The sequence below is a fragment of the Actinomadura atramentaria DSM 43919 genome (assembly GCF_000381885.1).
In the GTDB taxonomy this organism is placed as follows: domain Bacteria; phylum Actinomycetota; class Actinomycetes; order Streptosporangiales; family Streptosporangiaceae; genus Spirillospora; species Spirillospora atramentaria.
The window spans coordinates 21,887-40,888 of the sequence record NZ_KB907218.1; the positions used below are offsets into that span (position 1 = coordinate 21,887).

The following is a 19,002-nucleotide window of genomic DNA, read 5'->3' on the forward strand; positions in this document are numbered from 1 at the left end:
CCGCCGCGCCCGTGCCGGTACCCGCGCCGGTGCCCGTGCCGGTGAACCCACCGGTCGACGCCCCGCTCAATGCACCGATCGACGCGCCGCTCGCTAACGCGGCGCAGCCCCGCGCCGACCGCGCGCACGGCACGCCCCGCCGCGCGCCGGTCGGCGGCACGCCGGGCTTCCGGATCGAACGGAACGCCCGGATTCCTCCGCAGGAGAAAGCATTGAGTCCCATCGCACAACTGTCCGGCCTGACCCAGGGATACGGGCGGCGGACGGTCGTCACCGACCTCGACCTGGACGTCCGTCCCGGCGTCCTCGGCCTGCTCGGCCCGGCCGGCGCGGGAAAGACGACCCTGCTGCGCACGCTCGCGACCGCCGTCCCGCCGCGCGCGGGCACGGTGACGGTCTGCGGCACCCGCGTCCGCTCCGAGCGGTCGGCCCGCGCCGCCCGCCGCGACATCGGCCACCTCCCCCAGGACCTCGGCTACCCGCCGTCCTTCTCGGTCTACGACTACGTCCGCTACTGCGTGTGGCTGCGCGGCGTGCCGCGCGGCCGGGCGCACGCGGCGACGCTGCGCGCCATCGAGTCGGTCGGCCTCACCGCGCACCTGCGCGACGCGCTGCGGTCGCTGCCGCCCGGGACGCTGCGCCGCGCCGGGATCGCCGCCGCCGTCGCCGGGTCGCCGCGCCTGCTGCTGCTCGACGAGCCGACCGCCGGGCTCGACCCGGAGCACCGCCGGGACGTCCGGGCGCTGATCAGGTCGTTCGCGGACGCGGCGGTCGTCGTCAGCACCCGCCGCGTCGAGGACGTCGCCGCCGTCTGCGACGAGGTGATCGTCCTGGCCGGCGGCCGCCCGCTGTTCCGCGGCCCGCCCGCCGACCTCGCCGCCGCGGCCGGCGGCGACCTGGAGCGCGGCTACCGGGCGGTCCTCGGGACCGCCCGGTGATCCACGCGTTCTGGACGGAGCTGCGCCGCTCCCCGCTGCGCCGCGCGCTGCCCGCGCTGATCGCCGTCGACCTCGCGGCGGTCTTCGGCCGGGACGCCCTGTGGTTCGGGAGCGGGTGGTTCGGGAGCGGGTGGTTCGAGAGCTGGCCGCAGGCGAGCGCGGCGGCGCAGCTCCCCGCGCCGTTCTTCGCGCCGATCGTGGCGGCCGCCGCGGCGTTCGCGGCGGGCCGGGCGCGGCGCGGCGGGTTCGAGGAGCGGCTGCGGACGGCCGCGCTGCCCGCGTGGCGGCCCGAGCTGGCGCAGCTCGCCGCGACGGTCGCGCTCGGGCTGGCCGCGTACGGCACGGGCGCGGTCGCGGCGGCGGCCGCGAGCCTTCCGGACGCGGGGCCGGGGTTCCTGTGGCCGGGCTACGTGCTGCTCGGCGCGGCGACCGTCGTCGGCTGCGCGGGGATCGGGCACGCGGTCGGCCGCCGGTCGCGGTCGGCGCTGCTCGCGCCGGTGTGCTGCGCGGTGGGGCTGTTCGTCGTCCTCGGCGTGCTGGGTCCGCCGCTGGAGCTGTTCGTCCTGTCCGGCGACGCGCGGTTCCGCGTGTCGGGGACGGCGCTGGCGACGCGGCTGGCGCTCGGCGCGGCGCTCGTCGGGCCGGCGCTGGCCGCCCCGCGGCGGGGTTTCCCGGGGTCGCGCGTGGGCGCGGCGGGGTTCGCGGCGGTGCTGGCGGGCGCGGTCGCGGCGGTCGCCGCGGGCGGGCCGCTGCGCACCGCGCGGGCCGTCCCGGCGCGTCCCGCCTGCTCGGCGGGCGGGCCGCAGGTGTGCGTCTGGCCGGAGGACCGCGCGTACCTGCCCGAGATCAGCGCGATGGCCCGCCGCCTCGCCGCGCTCCCGCCGGACGTCGTGCGCGTCCCGCCGGTGTTCCTGGAGGACGGCCTGCGCGACGCCCCCGGCGGCGCGTTCGGCGACTTCCGCATCGCCGGGGGCGGCGCGCGGTCGGCGTCGCCCGGCCTGGCGCGGGCCGTCGTCCGCAACACGCTCGCCGGGTACTGCCCGGCCGCCGACCGCGCCGCCGGGGACCGCCGCGCCGCCGCGACGTTCGAGCTGGAGACCTGGCTGCGGGCCCGCGCCGACGCCGCGCGGCTCCCCGACGTCCGCGGCGGCCCGCCCGGCGCGGACCTCGCCCGCGTCGCGCGCGTCCTGCGCGGCCCGGAGGACGCCCAGTCGCGTTGGGCCGGGGAGCGGATGACGGCGATCAACGAGACGCCCTGCGCCTGACCCGCCGTCCACAGCCTGTGGCCGGCGGGCGGGCGTTGACCTGCGGACCGGTGACGCGGGCCGGGGTTTCGGGGCATGCTGGCGGTATGGGCGACGACGTCGGTGCGTTCCGGGGCGCGGTGCTCGGCCTGCAGCGGTCCACCGGGCTGCCGATGGTGTTCGGCGGCGCGCTCACCGGACGCGACCGGCTGCGCATCACCGAGCTGGTCGGCGGCACGACGGGCGCGCTCAACGGCCTGGTCGTCCGGCACGGCAACGGGCTCGGCGGCAAGGCGATGGCGGTCGGCCGGCCGTTCTGGGTGAGCGACTACCCGCGCTCGTCCGCGATCAGCCACGACTACGACGGCCCGGTGACGCGCGAGGGCCTGCTGTCGATCGTCGCGGTGCCGGTCGTCGTGCGGCGGCGCGTGCGCGGCGTCCTGTACGGGGCGCTGCGCGAGCCGCTGTCGCTGGCCGACCGGGTGATCGGCGCGGCGGTGCAGGCCGCGCGCGATCTCGAGCAGGGCCTGGCCGTGCGCGACGAGGCCGACCGCGCGCTCGCCCGCCCGCCGGACGCGCTGCCGGACGCGTCGCCGGGCTCGCCGGGCTCGGCGGCGTGGGAGGAGGTCCGCGCCGTCCACGCCGAGCTGCGGCACCTCGCCGAGCGCGTCGGGGACGCCGCCGTCCGGGACCGGCTGCTCGCCGCGTCCGGCCGCCTCGCCGCCGCAGGACGGGGCGAGACGACCGCGCCCGCGCCGGTGCTGACGCCGCGCGAACTGGACGTCCTCGCGCACGTCGCGGTCGGCTGCACGAACGCGGAGGCCGCCGAACGCCTCGGTGTCCTGCCCGAGACCGTCAAGGGCTATCTCCGCTCGGCGATGCGCAAACTCCACTGCCACACCCGCCTGGAAGCGGTCTCCGCCGCCCGCCGCGCCGCCCTGCTCCCCTGACCGCGGCAACTCCGAGCCTCGACCGCGCCGACGTCCGCCAGGCGACGCGAACACCGAACCACTGACACCGTCGCGCCGCCCATGACCGTCGCACCGCCCGTGACCACCGCCCGTGACCGTCGCACCGCCCGTGAACGCCGCCCGTGACCGTCGCACCGCCCGTGAACGCCGCCAGTGAACGCCGCGCGGACGCTCGCCGAGCGGCGCGAACACCGCACGGCCGACACCGCCTTCCGCGCATCCACGGCGCCGACGTTCTCCAGACGGCGCGAACGCCGAACGGCGGGCACCGCAGCGCCGTCCCCGGACCGACGTTCCACGGCCGACACCGCCGTCCGACACCGCCGTCCGACACCGCCGTCCGGCGGCGAGGGCGGAGTAACGGGCGTGGAGCGGGCGTCGATAGGGCTGCGGGACGGGCCCCGGCGGCGGGGTCGGCGGGCGGGCGCGTCCGGCCGGCTCGGCCCCCGTGGCGTACCGGCGGATCGCCCGCCGCCGCGCCGGGCCTGTCCGCGAAGCCGGTGGCCCCGCTTCGCGGGTCACGACCGTAACACCTTTGCGTACAGCGTTGTTCGCAATGTGGGCGAAGCCACGCGCGGTTGGTACCTTGTGCGCCGTGGACTACGGCACCCTGCCGCGCGGACGTCACCGGCTGAGCCGCGAGCAGGTCGCCGCGTCCCAGCGGGACCGCCTCTTCCAGAGCATGACCGAGCTGGTCGCCGAGCGCGGCTACGCCCGCTGCTCCGTCGCGGACGTCCTCAAGCGGGCCCGCGTCTCCCGCGAGACCTTCTACGAGCTGTTCGCCGACAAGCAGTCGTGCTTCCTCGGCGCGTACCAGCGCGCCGCCGACCGCATCCTGGCCGCGGTGGCCGCCGCCCTCGCGGGCGACGGCCCGCCGCTGGACCGCTTCGACCGGGCCCTGCGCGTCTACCTGGAGGAGCTGGCGGGCGACGGCCCGCGCGCCCGCGTCTTCCTGCTGGAGGTCCACGCGGTGGGCCCGGACGCCGCCGCGCACCGGTACGCGGTGCAGCGCGGTTTCGTCGAGCTGATCTCGGACCTGCTCCTGGCCGACGACCGCTGGCGCCGCCTGCCCGACCCGGCGTTCGCGTGCCGGATGCTGGTCGGCGGCATCGCGGGCCTGGTCAGCGGCAAGGTCGCGACCGGCGAGCACGCGGCGCTCCCGGCGCTGCGCCCGTCGATCGTCGACCATGTCGGCAGCCTGCTGCGCGCCGCCGGGCCCGCGCGGCCGGTCAGGCGTCCTGGCCGATCGGGCGGATCGTCACCGTGTTGACGTCCACGTTCGCGGGCTGCTCGATCGCCCACGCGACGGCGTCCGCGATCTGCTCGGCGGTCAGCCCGACGCCGTCCGGGACGCCGCCGTAGGGCGCCCAGAAATCGGTGTCGACGCGGCCCGGCGCGATGTGCGTGACGCCGACGCCGTACTGCGTGACGAGCCGCCGCGTGTTCTCGGCGAGCCCGGTGATCGCCCACTTGGTCGCGCCGTAGACGTTGCCCGGCCGGTTGATGTACCCGGCGACGCTGCCGATCATGACGATCCGGCCGCGCGTCTCCTTGAGCGCGGGCAGCGCCGCGTTGGCGAGCAGCATCGGTCCGAGGACGTTGGTGAGGACCATCGCCCGCCACGTCGCGGGGTCGCCGGTCTCCAGGTCGCCCGGGACGGAGAAGCCCGCGTTGGCGACGGCGTTGTCGAGCCGCCCGTACCGCCCGACGACGGCCGCGACGGCGGCGGCGACGGCCTCGTGGACGGCGGCGTCGCCGGGCAGGAGCAGCAGGCCGTCCGGCGCGCCGAGGTCGGCGGCGAGCCGGTCGAGGCGGTCGGCGTCGCGGCCGGTGACGGCGACGCGGTGGCCGCGGTCGAGCAGGCGGCGCGCGGTCGCCGCGCCGATGCCCGCCGAGCCGCCGGTGATCAGGGTTACGGGTGCTTCGCTCATGACCGGCGAAGCTACGACCTGGAGCGCGCTCAAGGTCAAACGCGGCTAGCGTCCCCCGCGTGACCGCTTTCGACGCCGCCGCCGAGTCCCCGACCGATCTGACGGACCGCCCCGCCTTGTGGGATTTCGTCCGCCGCTTCGCCGCCGCTTGGACGACCCCGCTGACCGAGGACGACGGCTGCACGGATGCCGAGCTGGACGAGGCCGAACGCCGCCTCGGCAGCCCGCTCCCCGCCGCGCTCCGCGAGGCGTACGGCCTGTTCGGCCGCCGCCCCGACCTGACGAGCAACCAGGACCGCCTGCTCGCGCCGCACCAGTGGGAGGTCTTCGAGGGCGCGCTGGTGTACCGCACGGAGAACCAGTCCGTCGTCGACTGGGGCTTCCCGCTCGCGTCCGCCGCCGAGCCGGACCCGCCCACCGCCATGTGGACGGACCTTCTCGACAAGACCCAGGAACGCTGGGAACCGTGGCTCGACCGCCTGTCCCTGGCCCTGGTCGAGGTCGTCCTGTCGGAGTCGCTGTTCGGCGACGAGGACCTCGCCGGCGACGCCGAGCCGGTGGACGGCCTCGACGCATGCCTCGACACCGCCTACCAGCGCCTTCCGTTCCCGGCGTACCCCGACCCGGACGGCATCCGCTGGTACGCCGGACCGGACGTCCTGCTGCGCCACGACGGCGACTGGCTCTGGCTCCGCGCCCGCACCCCCGAGGCCCTCGACGCGGTCCCCGACGCCCTCCCCGCCACCTGGACACTGGCCGATTCGTACCGATCTACGTCTTCCGACCTGCGGACACGCCGATTGGGGTGGGTTTTGGGCCGCACAACCCCCTCGAACGCCACTACCGTTGGGGCCGTGGCGGAAAGTGAGCAGAACGGGCCGACCCGTCGCAGGGCACTGCTGCTCCTGGGCGGAGCGGCCGGTGTCGCGGCGTTCGGCGGCGCCGACGCGGCGCATGTGAACACCTCTCGCGTCGCGGCCGCGCGGCCGCCGGTGCCCGAACCGCGGCCGCGCGCGGTCCTGCACCCGTCCCCGACGCCCACGCCGAAACCGACGCCGACGCCCCGGCCCGCGTCGTGGACCCCCGCCAAGCTCACCACCGCCAAGCACCCCGTCCGGTACCTGGACGAGCTGTCCCCCGCGCCGCCGCCGAACACGATCGCGCTCTCCATCGACGACGGCCCGCACCCGACGTGGACGCCGCGCGTCCTCGACCTGCTCGAAGAGCACCAGATCCACGCGACGTTCTTCATGATCGGCGAGCAGGTCGCGGAGTGGCCGAAGCTCGTCCAGCGCGTCGCGGCCGCCGGGCACCAGATCTGCAACCACACGTGGACGCACCCGATGCTGAGCGGCCTGCCGGAGAAGCGGCTGCGCCGGGAGATCGTCCACGCGCACGACAAGATCGCGCAGACGGCCGGGATCGTCCCGCAGTTCTTCCGCGCGCCCGGCGGCGACTGGTCCAAACGCGTCTACGACATGATCGCCGAGTACGACATGATCCCGATCGACTGGTCGGTGGACCCGCGCGACTGGTCGCGGCCCGGCGTCGGGCACATCCGCAGGACGCTGCTGACGGCGAAGGCCGGCAACATCCTGCTCTGCCACGACGGCGGCGGCGACCGGTCGCAGACGCTGTCGGCGCTGAAGAAGGTCATCCCGAAGCTGAAGAAGCGCGGCCTGGTGTTCACCTCGCTCTGAGGGGTGTAGCCAGGTACACCCCCGGTCCGGGGCGCGGGCACACTGCGCGCGCCGCCGCCCTCCCGAAGACTGGTCCTATAGTCGAAACGGACAGTCCAGGAGGACCCGGTGGAACCCACGACCCGGCTGCAGGAACACCTGCGCGCCCCCGCCCGGAGCCTGTGCTTCCTGCTGCTCGCGCTCCCGGCGGCGCTGCTCGGCGCGGTGTACCTGACGTCGCTGACCGCGGTCGGGATCGGGCTGGGGATCGTGCTGACGCCCGCGCTGACCGTCGTCCTCCGGGGCCTCGCCGACGTGTACCGGCGGCAGATCGCGGCGGCGACGGGCGAGCGGATCGACCGCCCGTACCTGCCGGACGTGCCCGGCGAGCCCGTCCACAAGCGGTTCGTCCGGATCGTCTCCGACCCCGCGACCTGGCGGGACCTGCTGTGGATGTCCGTCGAGCCGTACGCGGTGCTGGTCACCGGCGCGCTGCCCGCCCTCCTCGTCCTGTACGGCGTGTGGGGCTGGATCATCGCGGCGTTCGCCGGGCGGGCCATCGGCGAGGCGGGCGGCAACGACTACTACCTGTTCGTCCACGTGGAGGGGTCCTACGGCGACGATCCCGCGCGGCGGCTCACCACCGTCGCGGTCGGCGCGGTGCTCGTCGCGCTCGGCTTCGCGTTCGGCCCGAAGCTGCTCGGCGCGTACGGCCGCTGGGGCAGGGCGCTGCTCGGCCCGACCGAGGCGTCCCGGCTCAAGCTGCGCGTCCGGCACCTCACCGAGACCCGCTCGGACGCGGTGGACGCGTCCGCCGCCGAGCTGCGCCGCATCGAACGCGACCTGCACGACGGCGCGCAGGCGCGGCTCGTCGCGATGGGCATGAGCCTCGGCGCGATCGAGCACCTGCTCGACAAGGACCCCGAGAAGGCGCGGCTGCTGCTGGCCCGCACCCGCGAGTCGTCGGCCAAGGCGCTGTCGGAGCTGCGCGACCTCGTGCGCGGCATCCACCCGCCCGTCCTCGCGGACCGGGGCCTCGCCGACGCCGTCCGCGCGCTCGCCCTGGACCACCCGCTCGACGTCGAGGTCACCGCCGACCTGCCCGGGCGGCCCGACGCGCCGGTCGAGTCCGCCGGCTACTTCGCCGTCGCCGAGATGCTGACGAACGCCGCGAAGCACTCCGGTGCGGACCGCGTCTGGATCGACCTGCGCCACGCCGACGGGACGCTGCGGATCTCCGTCACCGACGACGGCCGCGGCGGCGCGACACTCGACGGCGGCACCGGACTGCGCGGCGTCGAGCGCCGCATCGGTACCTTCGACGGTGTCCTCGCCCTGAACTCCCCGCCGGGCGGCCCGACCACCGTGACGCTGGAGCTGCCGTGCGACCTGACCGCCGCGACGATCTGACGGACCGCTGATGCGCGTCGTCCTCGCCGAGGACCTGGCCCTCCTGCGGGAGGGCCTGGTCAGTCTGCTGGAGAGCCACGGCTTCGAGATCGTCGCCGCCGTCGACAACGGCCCGTCGCTGCTCAAGGCGTTGAACGAGCGGGAACCGGACGTCGCCGTCGTCGACGTCCGGCTGCCGCCGTCGTTCACCGACGAGGGGCTGCAGGCGGCGCTGGAGGCGCGGCGGCGCGTCCCCGGCCTGCCCGTCCTGGTGCTGTCGCAGTACGTCGAGCAGTTGTACGCCCGCGAACTCCTCGCCGACGGCGCGGGCGGCGTCGGCTACCTGCTCAAGGACCGCGTGTTCGACGCCGCGCAGTTCGTGGACGCCGTGCGGCGCGTCGCGGCGGGCGGCACCGCGATGGACCCGGAGGTCATCGCCCGGCTCGTCGCGCGCGGCGGCCGCGACACGCCCGTCTCGCGGCTCACCCCGCGCGAGCTGGAAGTGCTGGAGCTGATGGCGCAGGGCAGGTCGAACGCGGCCATCGCGCAGCAGCTCGTCGTCACCGAACGGGCTGTCACCAAGCACACGGCGAACATCTTCGGCAAGCTGGGTCTCGCGGTGTCGGACGACGACAACCGCCGTGTGCTCGCGGTCCTCGCCTACCTCAACCGCTGACCGGTCAACGATCGACGGGCGCGGGACGCCGGGCGAAGGACATCAACACCCCGGTTCGGCGCCGTTTTCCGCCGGTCGGAGCGCACGATGGGAACGGGCCGTGCCCGGCGAGACGGCCCAGGGGAGGGCGATCATGACGGTGATCCTGGCGCTGCTCTGCCTCGCCATCGCGGGCAGGGAGCTGTACCTGGCGTTCGACCGCAAGAACGCGGCCGTGTCCGGGCCCGCGCTGGCGGAGCTGGAGCGGCGGCTGACGCTGGCGACCGAGGGGCTCGCCGAGCTGCGCCGCGACCGCGACGCCGACGCGGCCGACCGCGCGGCGGCCGCCGCGGCCGCCGACCAGGCCGAGCAGCGGCTCGGCTTCGCCGAACGGCGGCTCGACGCGCTCGCGGACGAGGTGCTGGACCTGCGCGTGCATCTGGGGCGGCGGCTGGACGTCGCCGTCGCCGCGTCGCTCGGCGCGCCGCCGCCCGACACGGTCGCGGGCGCGTTCGCCGCCGCCGACCCCGCCGCCCGCGCCGCGCTGACCCGCGCGTTCGACCGCTTCGCGCTGCGCCACGGGCTGGCCGCCGAACTGGTGCTGCCCGCGACGGAACCCGGCGGGGACGGCATGTGGCACGTCCGGTCGTACCTGACGGGCCGCAGCCCGCGCGCGCTGGAGGCCGAGTTCATCGAGCTGCTGGGCGCGCTGAACGGCGACCCGGACGACGCCGTCCGCGACCTGCTCGCCGCGCTGCGCGACGCCGGGCCGGGCGGGGCGCAGCTCGGGCCGTTCGTCGTGGCGCGCACCGCGGAGGACTTCGTCGCGGGCGTGCTGCCGCTGGCGGAGCTCACCCGCGACGGCGGCGGCGACCCCGTCGCCGACCCCAAGGACGCGGCGGCCCGCCTGCACCGCCTGGCCCCGGCCCGCTACCGCGACCTCCCCACGTCCCCGCCCGACTCCGAGGACCGCGCGGAGGTCCCCGCGACCCGCCCCGCCGCGGACCACGACATCGACGCCCACCCGCTCGACCCGGGCACGGTCGACGCCTGACCGCCCGCGACGCGAGACCGCTGGGGAGCGCGCCGCGTGAGATACGCGGCAGGACCGCGCGGCGCGTGCGGTCGGCGCAACCGCGCGGCGCGTGCGGTCGGCGCCCGCGCCGCTCGGCACCCGAGCGCGCGCGGGTGCGCGGCCTCGGCGTCGCGGCGACCGCCGCCGACGTCCTCGGCACCCGAGCGCGCGAGTCGCCCCGCGGAGACGGCGCTGTTCGCCGCCGTCAACTACGAGCGCGCGGGCGCGCGAATCGCCCTGCGGGGACGGCGCTGTTCGTCGCCGTCAGCTACGGGCGCGCGGGCGGGCGAATCGCCCGACCGCGCGGACGGGCGGCGCGGTCCCGGGTCAGGGACGCGGGGACGTCCAGGTGAAGGCCGGGGCACGGCGGTCGAGGAACGCGCGGACGCCCTCCGCCGCGTCGGCGCCCGCCTCGGCCTCGTCGCGCCAGTACGCGACGCGCTCGGCGTGCGGCTCCCCGGCGGCGAGGGCGTCCACGATCTCCTTGGTGGCGCGCTGCGTCAGCAGGGAGCGGGACGCGAGCGTCGCGGTGAACGCCGCGATCCGCGCGGCCAGCCCCTCGGCGGGGACGATCTCGTCCAGCAGCCCGATCCGCAGCGCGTGCGCGGCGTCCACGAGGTCGGCGGAGAACAGCAGGTACTTGGCGGCGGACGGCCCGATCAGCCGGACGATCCGCGCCGTCGCCGGCCCCGGGTAGACGATCCCTAGCTTGGCGGGCGTGATCCCGAACCGCGCGGACTCGGTGCCGAACCGCAGGTCGCAGGCCGCCGCGAGCTGGCAGCCGCCGCCGACGCAGAACCCGTCGATCGCCGCGATCGTCGGCTTGGGGAACGCCGCCAGGGCCTCCTCGGCGCGCGTGGACAGGTGCGCGTCGTCGCCCCGGTTGATGTCGGGCAGCTCGGAGATGTCGGCCCCGGCGCAGAAGTCGCCGCCCGCGCCGGTGAGGACGAGCACCCGCACGTCGGGGTCCTCGGCGAGCACCGCGAGGACGCCGGGCAGTTCGCGCCACATCGCGGCCGTCATCGCGTTGCGCTTCGCCGGCCGGTCGATGGTGATCGTCGCGACGCCGTCCGCGACGGCGCAGCGCAGTGCGGGCCCACCGGTCATATCGTCCCTCCCGCTCACCGCGGTCGTGTCGGCCGGCCGGGCGGCCGGCGGCGCGTCGACCCGGCGGATCGGCGCACCCGGCCGCCGTGGCCGCGTTGAGACAGACCCTAGGCCCCGCGCCCGCCGCGCCGGCGTCCGGCCCCGCCGTGTTGATCTTCACCGCGTCCGCTTACGGTCAGCGGCGGAACCCGGGGCCGGGCCGCACGATCGAAACGGAACACGACCACGCCGTCCCGGGAGAGCACGATGAACCAGCGCAGGACGAACGCGGGCGGGGCCGGAAAGGCCGTCCTGCTCGCCGCGGCGGGCGCCGTCGCGGTGACGGGCTGCGGCACGAGTCGCAGCACGGGCCGCGTGGACCCGCTGCCGACCAGGACCGCGCCGGTCGCGGCCGTGAGCGGCGCGCACTGCGTCGATCCCGCCGGAGACGAGCGCCCCGCCGGGCGGGCGCGCTGGGCGGACCTGCGCGACGTCACCTGGAAACGCGCCTACGGCCAGGTCGTCGCGATGTTCACGGTCTCCGCGCCGCCCTCGGTCGAGGCGGACGCCATCTACACGACGACGTTCAGCAGGGGCGGCACGCGCGTCCCCGTGGACGCGACGCTGCGCGGCGGCCGCTGGCGCGTCACCGCGTCGGGCAAACCCGTGGCGGGCACCGTCTCGACCAGCGGCGACGCCGTCCTGGTCACGCTCCCCACGAAGCTGGCCGGGCTCGACCTGGACGAGTCCGCGACCGTCACCGCCTCGGCGGCGGCGCACCTCAAGGGAAAGACCGTGAAGGACTCCGCGTGCCCCGCCGGATCGTCCTGGCCGCCGATCCCGTCCGCCGGATACCGGCCCTATCCGACCTATGACGACCCCGAAACCGGCCGTCCCACCTACCGTTCCACCCGCCGACCGAAATACACGCCCTACCCCCGCCCGACCTACCGCAAACCCGTCACGCGCAAGCCCACGATCAGGCATTCCTCCGGTTCCGGGTCGCGCCGCCGAAGGTGACGGAACCCGGTCCGCCGGGGAATGCGCAGCCCCCGTTCCGTGCTGTACTGTCGGGAAAGACGCCTCGTTCTTCCGCGGAATGAGCGGACCCGGCGTCCCCCTGTCATCCGAGCCATCTGAGCGCCCGGTGAACCGAGTTCCCCGATCGTCCGCGCCGGAGACGCGCGATCCGCGTCCCCGGCCATCGCACCAAGGGGGCCGAAACCGGCTCTGCCGATCCGCCCGGGTCTCCGCGACCCGCGCCGATCCAGGGCCGACGCCGATCCACGAGCCGCATTCACTCTCGTCCTGCCGCGAAGCGCACGGGTCACGCCGCCGCCCGCGGGAAGGAAACCAGGTGGGACGTGAATCGCCGTACCCACCCGAGAAGGGACATCCATTGCCCAGCACCATCTCCCCCGAACGCGCCGCGCCCCCCGGACCGGGGCTCCCCGCCCGGGTCCCGCGGCAGACGGCGCGGGCCGCCGCGCCCGCCGCCCCGGCCGACGCCACCGCCGCCGAGGCGACGATCCCGTTCACCGGCATCCTGTCGGTCCACGACAAGCACGCGTTCGTCCGGACGTCCGGCTACCTGCCCGGCCCCGACGACGTGTACGTCTCCCTCACCCAGGTCAGGTCCGCGCACCTGCGGCCCGGCGACGCGGTCGCCGGAACGGCCCGGCCGCCCAAGTCGAGCCGCGAGAAGTTCAACGCGCTCGTCCACGTCGAGTCCGTCAACGGGCTGCCCGCCCGCGAGGCCGCCGACCGGCCCGAGTTCGGCAAGCTGACGCCGCTGTTCCCGAACGAGCGGCTCCGCCTCGACACCGGCCCGCTCGCCACCCGCGTCATCGACCTGATGGCCCCGATCGGCAAGGGCCAGCGCGGCCTCATCGTGTCGCCGCCCAAGGTCGGCAAGACGATGATCCTCCAGGCGCTCGCCAACGCGATCACCGTCTCCGAGCCGGACGTCCACCTCATGGTCGTGCTGATCGACGAGCGCCCCGAGGAGGTCACCGACATGCGCCGCTCCATCCGCGGCGAGGTGATCCACTCGACGTTCGACCGGCCCGCCGAGGAGCACACCGCGCTCGCCGAACTGTCGGTAGAACGCGCCAAGCGGCTCGTCGAGCAGGGCCACGACGTCGTCATGCTGCTCGACTCCATCACCCGGCTCGGCCGCGCGTACAACCTCGCCGCGCCGTCCAACAGCCGCATCCTCGCGGGCGGCGTCGCGACCACGGCGCTGTACCCGCCGAAGAAGTTCTTCGGCGCGGCCCGCAACATCGAGAACGGCGGCTCCCTGACGATCCTCGCGACCGCGCTGGTCGAGACCGGTTCCCGCATGGACGAGGTCTTCTTCGAGGAGTTCAAGGGCACCGGCAACATGGAGCTGAAGCTCGACCGCGGCCTCGCCGACCGCCGCGTGTTCCCCGCCGTGGACCTGGACGCGTCCGGCACCCGCCGCGAGGAACTGCTGATGACGCCCGAGGAGCTGGCGCTGAACTGGCGGCTGCGCCGGGCGCTGTCCGGCCTCAGCGCGCAGCAGGCCGTCGAGCAGCTCCTCGACAAGATGAAGGGCACCAAGTCCAACGCCGAGTTCCTGCTGCGGGTGCAGCAGACGACCTGAGCGGCGTCAGCTCCGCGCGCGGAACGTCCGCAGGATCTGGTCGTAGACCCGCTGGGCCGGCGTCCACCGGTCGTCGGGGGCGGTGAACGCGAACTCGAAGCCCGGCATCCTGCTGCGCAGGCCGTGCCGCGCCGGCTCGTCGCCGCCGCCGCGCCAGGTGAACTCCCACTCGGCCGCGGCGTGCCCGAGTCCCGGCATCGCCTCCAGGCGGAGCCTGCGGTAGCCGGGGAGCACGCCCGACTCCAGCGCCGCGCGCTCGTCGCCGCGCAGGCCGCCGAGGGCGTCGCCGCGCGCCGGGACGATCCGCAGCGTCCGGCCGCCCGCCGCGTCGGTCCACTCGACGCCGTCGCGGGTCGCGCGCCGCGTCCAGCCCGCCGGGACGTCCACCGAGTACCCGGCCGGCTCCCGGTACGTCGCCGCGCGCGCCGCCCCGTCCGGGACGGCCTTCAGCGCCGCGTCGCCCTGCCCGACGGCGTTCCACCGGGCCGTCCACGCGCCGAGGACGACGGCGAGCACCGCGAACATCGCCACGCTCGTGACCGCGCCGACGCGCGGCCGCCAGGCCGCGAGCCCGACGCCGACGCGCTGCGGCCACGACACGCGCGGGTCCGGCAGCGGCGGGTTCGCGACGTCCGCGAGCAGCCGCGCGGTGTCGCGCGCGGTGAGCCGTTCCAGCGGCTCGCGGCGCAGCAGCGCGCCGATCACCGGGGTGAGCGCGCCCGCCCGGCGCGGCGGCGGGTAGTCCCCGAGCAGCACCGCGACCATCGACGCGAGCGCGTGCGCCCGCGCGAACGGTGAGACGCCCTCCACCGCCGTGTAGAGGGTGACGCCGAGCGACCACAGGTCGGACGCCTCGCCCGCGTCCTCCCCGAGCACCCGTTCCGGCGCGAGGTAGGCGGGCGATCCCTCGATCCCGGCGACGAGCGTCTCGGCGATCTGCTGGCCGCGCTCCATGTGCGTGGCGAGGCCGAAGTCGGTGAGCAGCACCCGCCCGTCGTTGGCGATGAGGATGTTGCTGGGTTTGACGTCGCGGTGCAGGATGCCCCTGCCGTGCGCGGCGCGCAGCACCGACAGCACGGCGCGTCCGATCTCGGCGGCGCGGACGGGGCTGATCGGGCCGTCTTCCGCGACGACCTCCTGCAGCGACCGGGCCCGCACGAATTCCATGACGATCCACGGCCGCCCGTCCTCGACGACCACGTCGTGGACGGCGACCACGCCCGGATGGCGCAGCGCGGCCGTCGCCCGCGCCTCGCCGAGCAGCCGCCGGCACAGGATGCGGCGCTCGCCCTCGCTCAGCCGGCCCGGCAGCCGCACCTCCTTCACGGCGACCTCGCGGTCCAGCAGCTCGTCGTGCGCGCGCCAGACCGTGCCCATCCCGCCGCGGCCCACCGCGGCGAGCAGGCGATACCGCCGGGCGAGCGGTATCAACCCTTCAAGACCCATGAGCCTTATATGCACGACTTCGGCCCCACGCGATGTCCTGACCGGCGCAATCATTTCTTGACGCGGGGCCGGAAACGCCGAACGGGGCGGCCGCGGCCGCCCCGTTCCCGCGTGGACCTACGCGTTGTCCGCGAACACCGCGCGCGCCCACTTGTAGTCGGACTTGCCGACTGCCGTGCGCTGCACCTCGTCCACCAGCTTGATCTGGCGCGGCAGCTTGTAGCCCGCGAGCCGCGACCGGCAGTGCTCGGTCAGCTCCTCCAGCGTCGGGCTCGTGCCCGGCCGGGGCGCGACGACGGCCGCGACGCGCTGCCCGAACCGCTCGTCGGCCAGGCCGACGACCACGACGTCGTAGACGTCCGGGTGGTCCTTCAGCGCGACCTCGACCTCCTCGGGGTACACCTTCTCGCCGCCGGTGTTGATCATCAGCGAGCCGCGGCCGAGGAGCGTGATCGTGCCGTCCTCTTCGAGCGTCGCGAAGTCGCCCGGCACCGACCAGCGCGTGCCGTTCTTGTCGGTGAAGAACGTCGACGCCGTCTTGACCGGGTCGTTGTAGTAGCCGACGGGGATGTGGCCGCTGCGGGCGAGCTTGCCGATCTCGCCGGGCTTGACGACGTTCAGCTCGTCGTCCAGGACGGTCGTGTCCGGCTTCATCTGGAACCGGGCCGTGCCCTCCTTGCCGCCCACGGACGGCCCCGTCGCGCCGGTCTCGGACGCGCCGTAGTTGTCGAGGAACATCACGTTCGGCAGGTGGACGCGCAGCTCGTCCTTGGCGGCGTCGGTGAGCGGCGCGCCGCCGGACGCGACGGCGAACAGCGACGACGTGTCGTACCCGCCGCGCGCCAGCTCCTTGGCGATGGGCCGCGCCATCACGTCCCCGACGACCATCATCACGTTCGCCTGCTCGGCGGCGAGCAGCTTCAGCGCCGTCGCCGGGTCGAAGCCGTGCTCGGTGTAGAGGACGACCTTCGCGCCGCTGAACAGGCCCATGAACGCGACCCACTGCCCCGCGCCGTGCATCACGGGCGCGCAGTCGAGGACGGCCATCGCGGGCTGCTCGGCGTTCGCGGCGAGCGCGTCCGGGCTGCCGATCGGGTCGCCGAGGACGTTCCCGCCGCCGAGCGCGCCGAAGAAGATGTCCTCGCAGCGCCACTCGACGCCCTTGGGGTAACCGGTGGTTCCGCCGGTATACATGATGTAGCGGTCGTCGCTGGACCGCTCCGGGAAGTCGTCGGACGGGTCCGCGCCGGCCAGCGCCGCCTCGTACTCCACCGCGCCGGGGATCTCGTCGTCCGCGCCGTCCTCGAGCACGATGACGTGCCGCAGCTTCGGCAGGTCTTTCCGGACCTCCTCGACGCGCGCCAGCAGCGAGCGCTCCCCGACGATCGCGACCGAGTCCGAGTCGGACAGCACGTGGTGCAGTTCCGCCGCGACGTACCGGTAGTTCACCGGGATCGGCACGGCGCGGATCTTGAACGCGCCGAGCATCGACTCCAGCCACTCCGCGCGGTTGTAGGACAGAATCGCGACGTGCTCGCCCGCCGCGACGCCCGCGGCGGCGAGGTGGTGGCCGACCCGGCTCGCCCGCTCGTTCAGCTCGCGGTAGGTCCGGCGTTCGCCGCCCGCGACGAGCGCGGGCCGCTCCGGCCCCGCGTCGGCCAGGATCTCGAGAAGGTCGGCCAGGTTGTAACTGCGCGCCATGCCACGTCCTCGCAGGGTGGGGGTGGAGTCCGAGTCTCCCGATTCATCCACACCGGTCAGTAAGTATTCAATTGCTCGTCTGATTCGGCGTCCATGAGATGGGTCACACGTTTCTACCCGGAGTGACCGGGAACACCGCGTGATCCGGCCAGGCTTACACCCCTCTTATCCAGAGGGGAGCATGCTGTGGGGTAACGATTCGGCATCAGGCGGGGGGTAGCGGTGAGCGCAGGCGCGATGGCGTGGACGCCTCCCACATGGGAGGAGATCGTCAGCGAGCACTCGGCACGGGTGTTCCGGCTGGCGTACCGGCTGACCGGCGACCGGCACGACGCGGAGGACCTCACGCAGGACGTCTTCATCCGCGTCTTCCGCTCCCTGTCGTCCTACACCCCCGGCACGTTCGAGGGCTGGCTGCACCGGATCACCACCAACCTCTTCCTCGACCGCGCGCGCCGCCGCCAGCGCATCCGCTTCGACGCGCTCGCCGACGACGCCGACGACCGGCTGCGCGGCCGCGAGCCGTCGCCCGCGCAGGTCTACGACGAGAACCACCTCGACGCCGACATCGAGCGCGCGCTGGACTCCCTCGCCCCCGAATACCGGGCCGCGGTCGTCCTGTGCGACATCGAGGGCCTCTCCTACGAGGAGATCGGGGCGACGCTGGGCGTGAAGATGGGGACCGTCCGGTCCCGCATCCACCGGGGCCGCGCCCAGCTCCGCGAGGCGCTGGAGCACCGGCGCCCGGCCGGGGCCGCGCCGGGGGGCGCGGCGCCCGCCGCACGGGAGTCCGCCGTCGCCGCCGGGTGACCGGACTCACAAGTGACCGCTCGGTAGCCGCTGGCCTACCCTCGGGGCGTGGACCTCGTCTTCGAACGCCGCGGCTCCGGCCCCCCGCTCGTGCTGCTGCACGGCATCGGACACCGCTGGCAGGGGTGGGAGCCGGTCCTGGACCGGCTCGCCGGACACCGGGACGTCATCGCCGTCGACCTGCCGGGCTTCGGCGCGTCCCCGCCCCTTCCTGACGGCACCCCCTACACGCTCGACGCCGCGCTGGACGTCCTCGCCGCGACGTTCGCGTCGCTCGGCGTCGAACGCCCGCACATCGCGGGCAACTCGCTCGGCGGGCTGTTCGCCCTCGAAGCCGCCGACCGCGGGCTCGTCAGCTCCGTGACGGCGCTGTCCCCGGCGGGCTTCTACAACGCCGCCGAACTGCGGTACGCGATGTCGGCGCTGCGGCTGTCGCGGCTCGCCGCCCGCGTCCCCGACCTCGTGCTGGACGGGCTGGCGCGCTCCCCGCGCCGCCGCCGCGCCATGTTCGGCATGATCTACGGCCGCCCGGACCTCATCGCCGCGGACGTCCTCGCCGCCGACGCCCGCGCCCTGCGCGACGCGGTCGGCTTCGAGCCCACGCTGCGCGCGGGCGGCAAGGTGCGGTTCGTCGGCGAGTGCGCGGACGTCCCGGTCACGATCGCCTGGGGCACCCGCGACCGCGTCCTGCGCGCCGGGCAGGCCGTGCGGGCGCAGCAGCGCCTGCCGGACGCGCGGTTCGTCTGGCTGCGCAACTGCGGGCACGTCCCGATGGGCGACGACCCGGAACTCGTGGCGAAAGTGCTCCTCGAAGGCAGCGACCATCCGCTGCTGTCCGCCGAACGGGACAGGACTTCCGCCTGAGGACGCGCGGGCAGGGGCCGGCCAGGCTTTCACCCGATGAACTGCTGCCGGCCCCTTCAGCACTCTGACACCCGCAAAAGGGAAGCGCCTTCGACGCTACTCCGATCATCGCGCTCGATCCAGAGGGCCATTCGTATTTTCTGCGAGAAATGTCGGCCGCCTGCAACTTTCGCGGCGCGGACGCAGTCACGCACGCGCGACGCACCCGCTCGTGAACTGCAATTTCATGGGGTAACCGCAGGTCAGACGGCATGTTGTCGCCGCTCCACCGGCCAGAGAACCGCGCGAATGCCGCGCGGCAGATCGACTCATCACATCGTGAGCACCGAAGCGGCCGCCAATGCGCAGGATTCGGCGCTGTCGCCAATTTGCGCCGCTGGGCGCCCGGCCGGTGCGCGTCGAAATGCTCCCGGCGTGACAAAGCGCGACTCGCGAGGGCCGCGCTAATCGACGTCCCCGCGCCCGCGCACTAGATCAAGCCGGTCCATCCAAAAGCCGCCGTACGCCGATTCCCGGCGATGTGTCGGCGGGGCCACTTCCACCTGTCCCCGACGCCACGCGCCCGGACGGCTCGGCACGCCGAACCG

The 19,002-nt window shown here is 75.0% G+C and carries 15 protein-coding genes and 1 pseudogene; 12 read left to right on the forward strand and 4 right to left on the reverse strand.

Going from position 1 to position 19,002, the window contains the following annotated elements; genetic code table 11:
* The first annotated feature begins 212 nt into the window (after positions 1-212).
* From G339_RS0123440 to G339_RS35020, 4 genes are all read left to right on the forward strand, one after another.
* The gene (locus G339_RS0123440; RefSeq protein ID WP_205625620.1) at positions 213-938 is read left to right on the forward strand and encodes an ATP-binding cassette domain-containing protein; all 726 of its coding nucleotides are present in this window, start codon (positions 213-215) and stop codon (positions 936-938) included.
* Entirely contained in the window at positions 935-2,203 is a 1,269-nt protein-coding gene (locus G339_RS35015; RefSeq protein ID WP_019633508.1) for a hypothetical protein, read from the forward strand. Before G339_RS0123440 ends, G339_RS35015 begins: the two co-directional genes overlap by 4 nt.
* A gap of 86 nt (positions 2,204-2,289) precedes the next feature.
* Complete coding sequence (locus tag G339_RS0123450) at positions 2,290-3,132, forward strand: helix-turn-helix transcriptional regulator (RefSeq protein ID WP_019633509.1); 843 nt, start codon at positions 2,290-2,292, stop codon at positions 3,130-3,132.
* Positions 3,133-3,748: 616 nt separating this feature from the next.
* Positions 3,749-4,423, forward strand: a complete 675-nt coding sequence (locus tag G339_RS35020; protein ID WP_019633510.1) for a TetR/AcrR family transcriptional regulator — start codon at positions 3,749-3,751, stop codon at positions 4,421-4,423.
* On the opposite strand, the gene G339_RS0123460 is transcribed toward G339_RS35020, so the two are convergent.
* Positions 4,383-5,084 carry an SDR family oxidoreductase gene (locus G339_RS0123460; protein WP_019633511.1) on the reverse strand — a complete coding sequence of 234 codons (702 nt, stop codon included), beginning with the start codon at positions 5,082-5,084 and terminating at the stop codon, positions 4,383-4,385. The two genes, G339_RS35020 and G339_RS0123460, sit on opposite strands and share 41 nt — an antisense overlap.
* Positions 5,085-5,143: 59 nt before the next feature.
* On the opposite strand from G339_RS0123460, the gene G339_RS38120 reads away from it, so the two are divergent.
* The 4 genes from G339_RS38120 to G339_RS0123485 all read left to right on the forward strand — a co-directional run bounded on the left by G339_RS38120 (position 5,144) and on the right by G339_RS0123485 (position 9,861).
* Positions 5,144-6,784, forward strand: a complete 1,641-nt coding sequence (locus G339_RS38120) for a polysaccharide deacetylase family protein (protein ID WP_019633512.1) — start codon at positions 5,144-5,146, stop codon at positions 6,782-6,784.
* Positions 6,785-6,892: 108 nt separating this feature from the next.
* On the forward strand, positions 6,893-8,173 hold the full coding sequence (locus G339_RS0123475) for a sensor histidine kinase (RefSeq protein ID WP_019633513.1): 1,281 nt from the start codon (positions 6,893-6,895) through the stop codon (positions 8,171-8,173).
* Between the two features lie 10 nt (positions 8,174-8,183).
* Positions 8,184-8,828 carry a response regulator gene (locus G339_RS0123480; RefSeq protein ID WP_019633514.1) on the forward strand — a complete coding sequence of 215 codons (645 nt, stop codon included), beginning with the start codon at positions 8,184-8,186 and terminating at the stop codon, positions 8,826-8,828.
* 133 nt (positions 8,829-8,961) lie between these two features.
* Positions 8,962-9,861: a hypothetical protein gene (locus tag G339_RS0123485; protein WP_019633515.1), complete on the forward strand. Its 900-nt coding sequence runs from the start codon at positions 8,962-8,964 to the stop codon at positions 9,859-9,861.
* A 348-nt stretch (positions 9,862-10,209) separates the two neighbouring features.
* On the opposite strand, the gene G339_RS0123490 is transcribed toward G339_RS0123485, so the two are convergent.
* The gene (locus G339_RS0123490) at positions 10,210-10,989 is read right to left on the reverse strand and encodes an enoyl-CoA hydratase/isomerase family protein (RefSeq protein ID WP_019633516.1); all 780 of its coding nucleotides are present in this window, start codon (positions 10,987-10,989) and stop codon (positions 10,210-10,212) included.
* A gap of 246 nt (positions 10,990-11,235) precedes the next feature.
* Between G339_RS0123490 and G339_RS40580 the strand changes: the two genes are divergently transcribed.
* Together G339_RS40580 and rho are read left to right on the forward strand one after the other, a co-directional pair.
* Entirely contained in the window at positions 11,236-11,988 is a 753-nt protein-coding gene (locus G339_RS40580) for a hypothetical protein (protein ID WP_019633517.1), read from the forward strand.
* Between the two features lie 508 nt (positions 11,989-12,496).
* Positions 12,497-13,594 (forward strand): annotated as a pseudogene (rho, locus tag G339_RS40585) (transcription termination factor Rho); the annotation flags it as partial.
* A 6-nt stretch (positions 13,595-13,600) separates the two neighbouring features.
* On the opposite strand, the gene G339_RS39085 reads toward rho, so the two are convergent.
* Positions 13,601-15,040: a serine/threonine-protein kinase gene (locus tag G339_RS39085; protein WP_026341718.1), complete on the reverse strand. Its 1,440-nt coding sequence runs from the start codon at positions 15,038-15,040 to the stop codon at positions 13,601-13,603.
* A gap of 117 nt (positions 15,041-15,157) precedes the next feature.
* Entirely contained in the window at positions 15,158-16,741 is a 1,584-nt protein-coding gene (locus G339_RS0123510) for an acyl-CoA synthetase (protein WP_019633518.1), read from the reverse strand.
* Between the two features lie 237 nt (positions 16,742-16,978).
* Here G339_RS0123510 and sigE point away from each other — a divergent pair, with 237 nt between their 5' ends.
* The gene (sigE, locus tag G339_RS35035) at positions 16,979-17,551 is read left to right on the forward strand and encodes an RNA polymerase sigma factor SigE (RefSeq protein ID WP_051107940.1); all 573 of its coding nucleotides are present in this window, start codon (positions 16,979-16,981) and stop codon (positions 17,549-17,551) included.
* A gap of 48 nt (positions 17,552-17,599) precedes the next feature.
* Positions 17,600-18,415, forward strand: coding sequence for an alpha/beta fold hydrolase (locus G339_RS0123520; protein WP_019633520.1), 816 nt, complete (start codon positions 17,600-17,602; stop codon positions 18,413-18,415).
* Positions 18,416-19,002 lie beyond the last annotated feature (587 nt).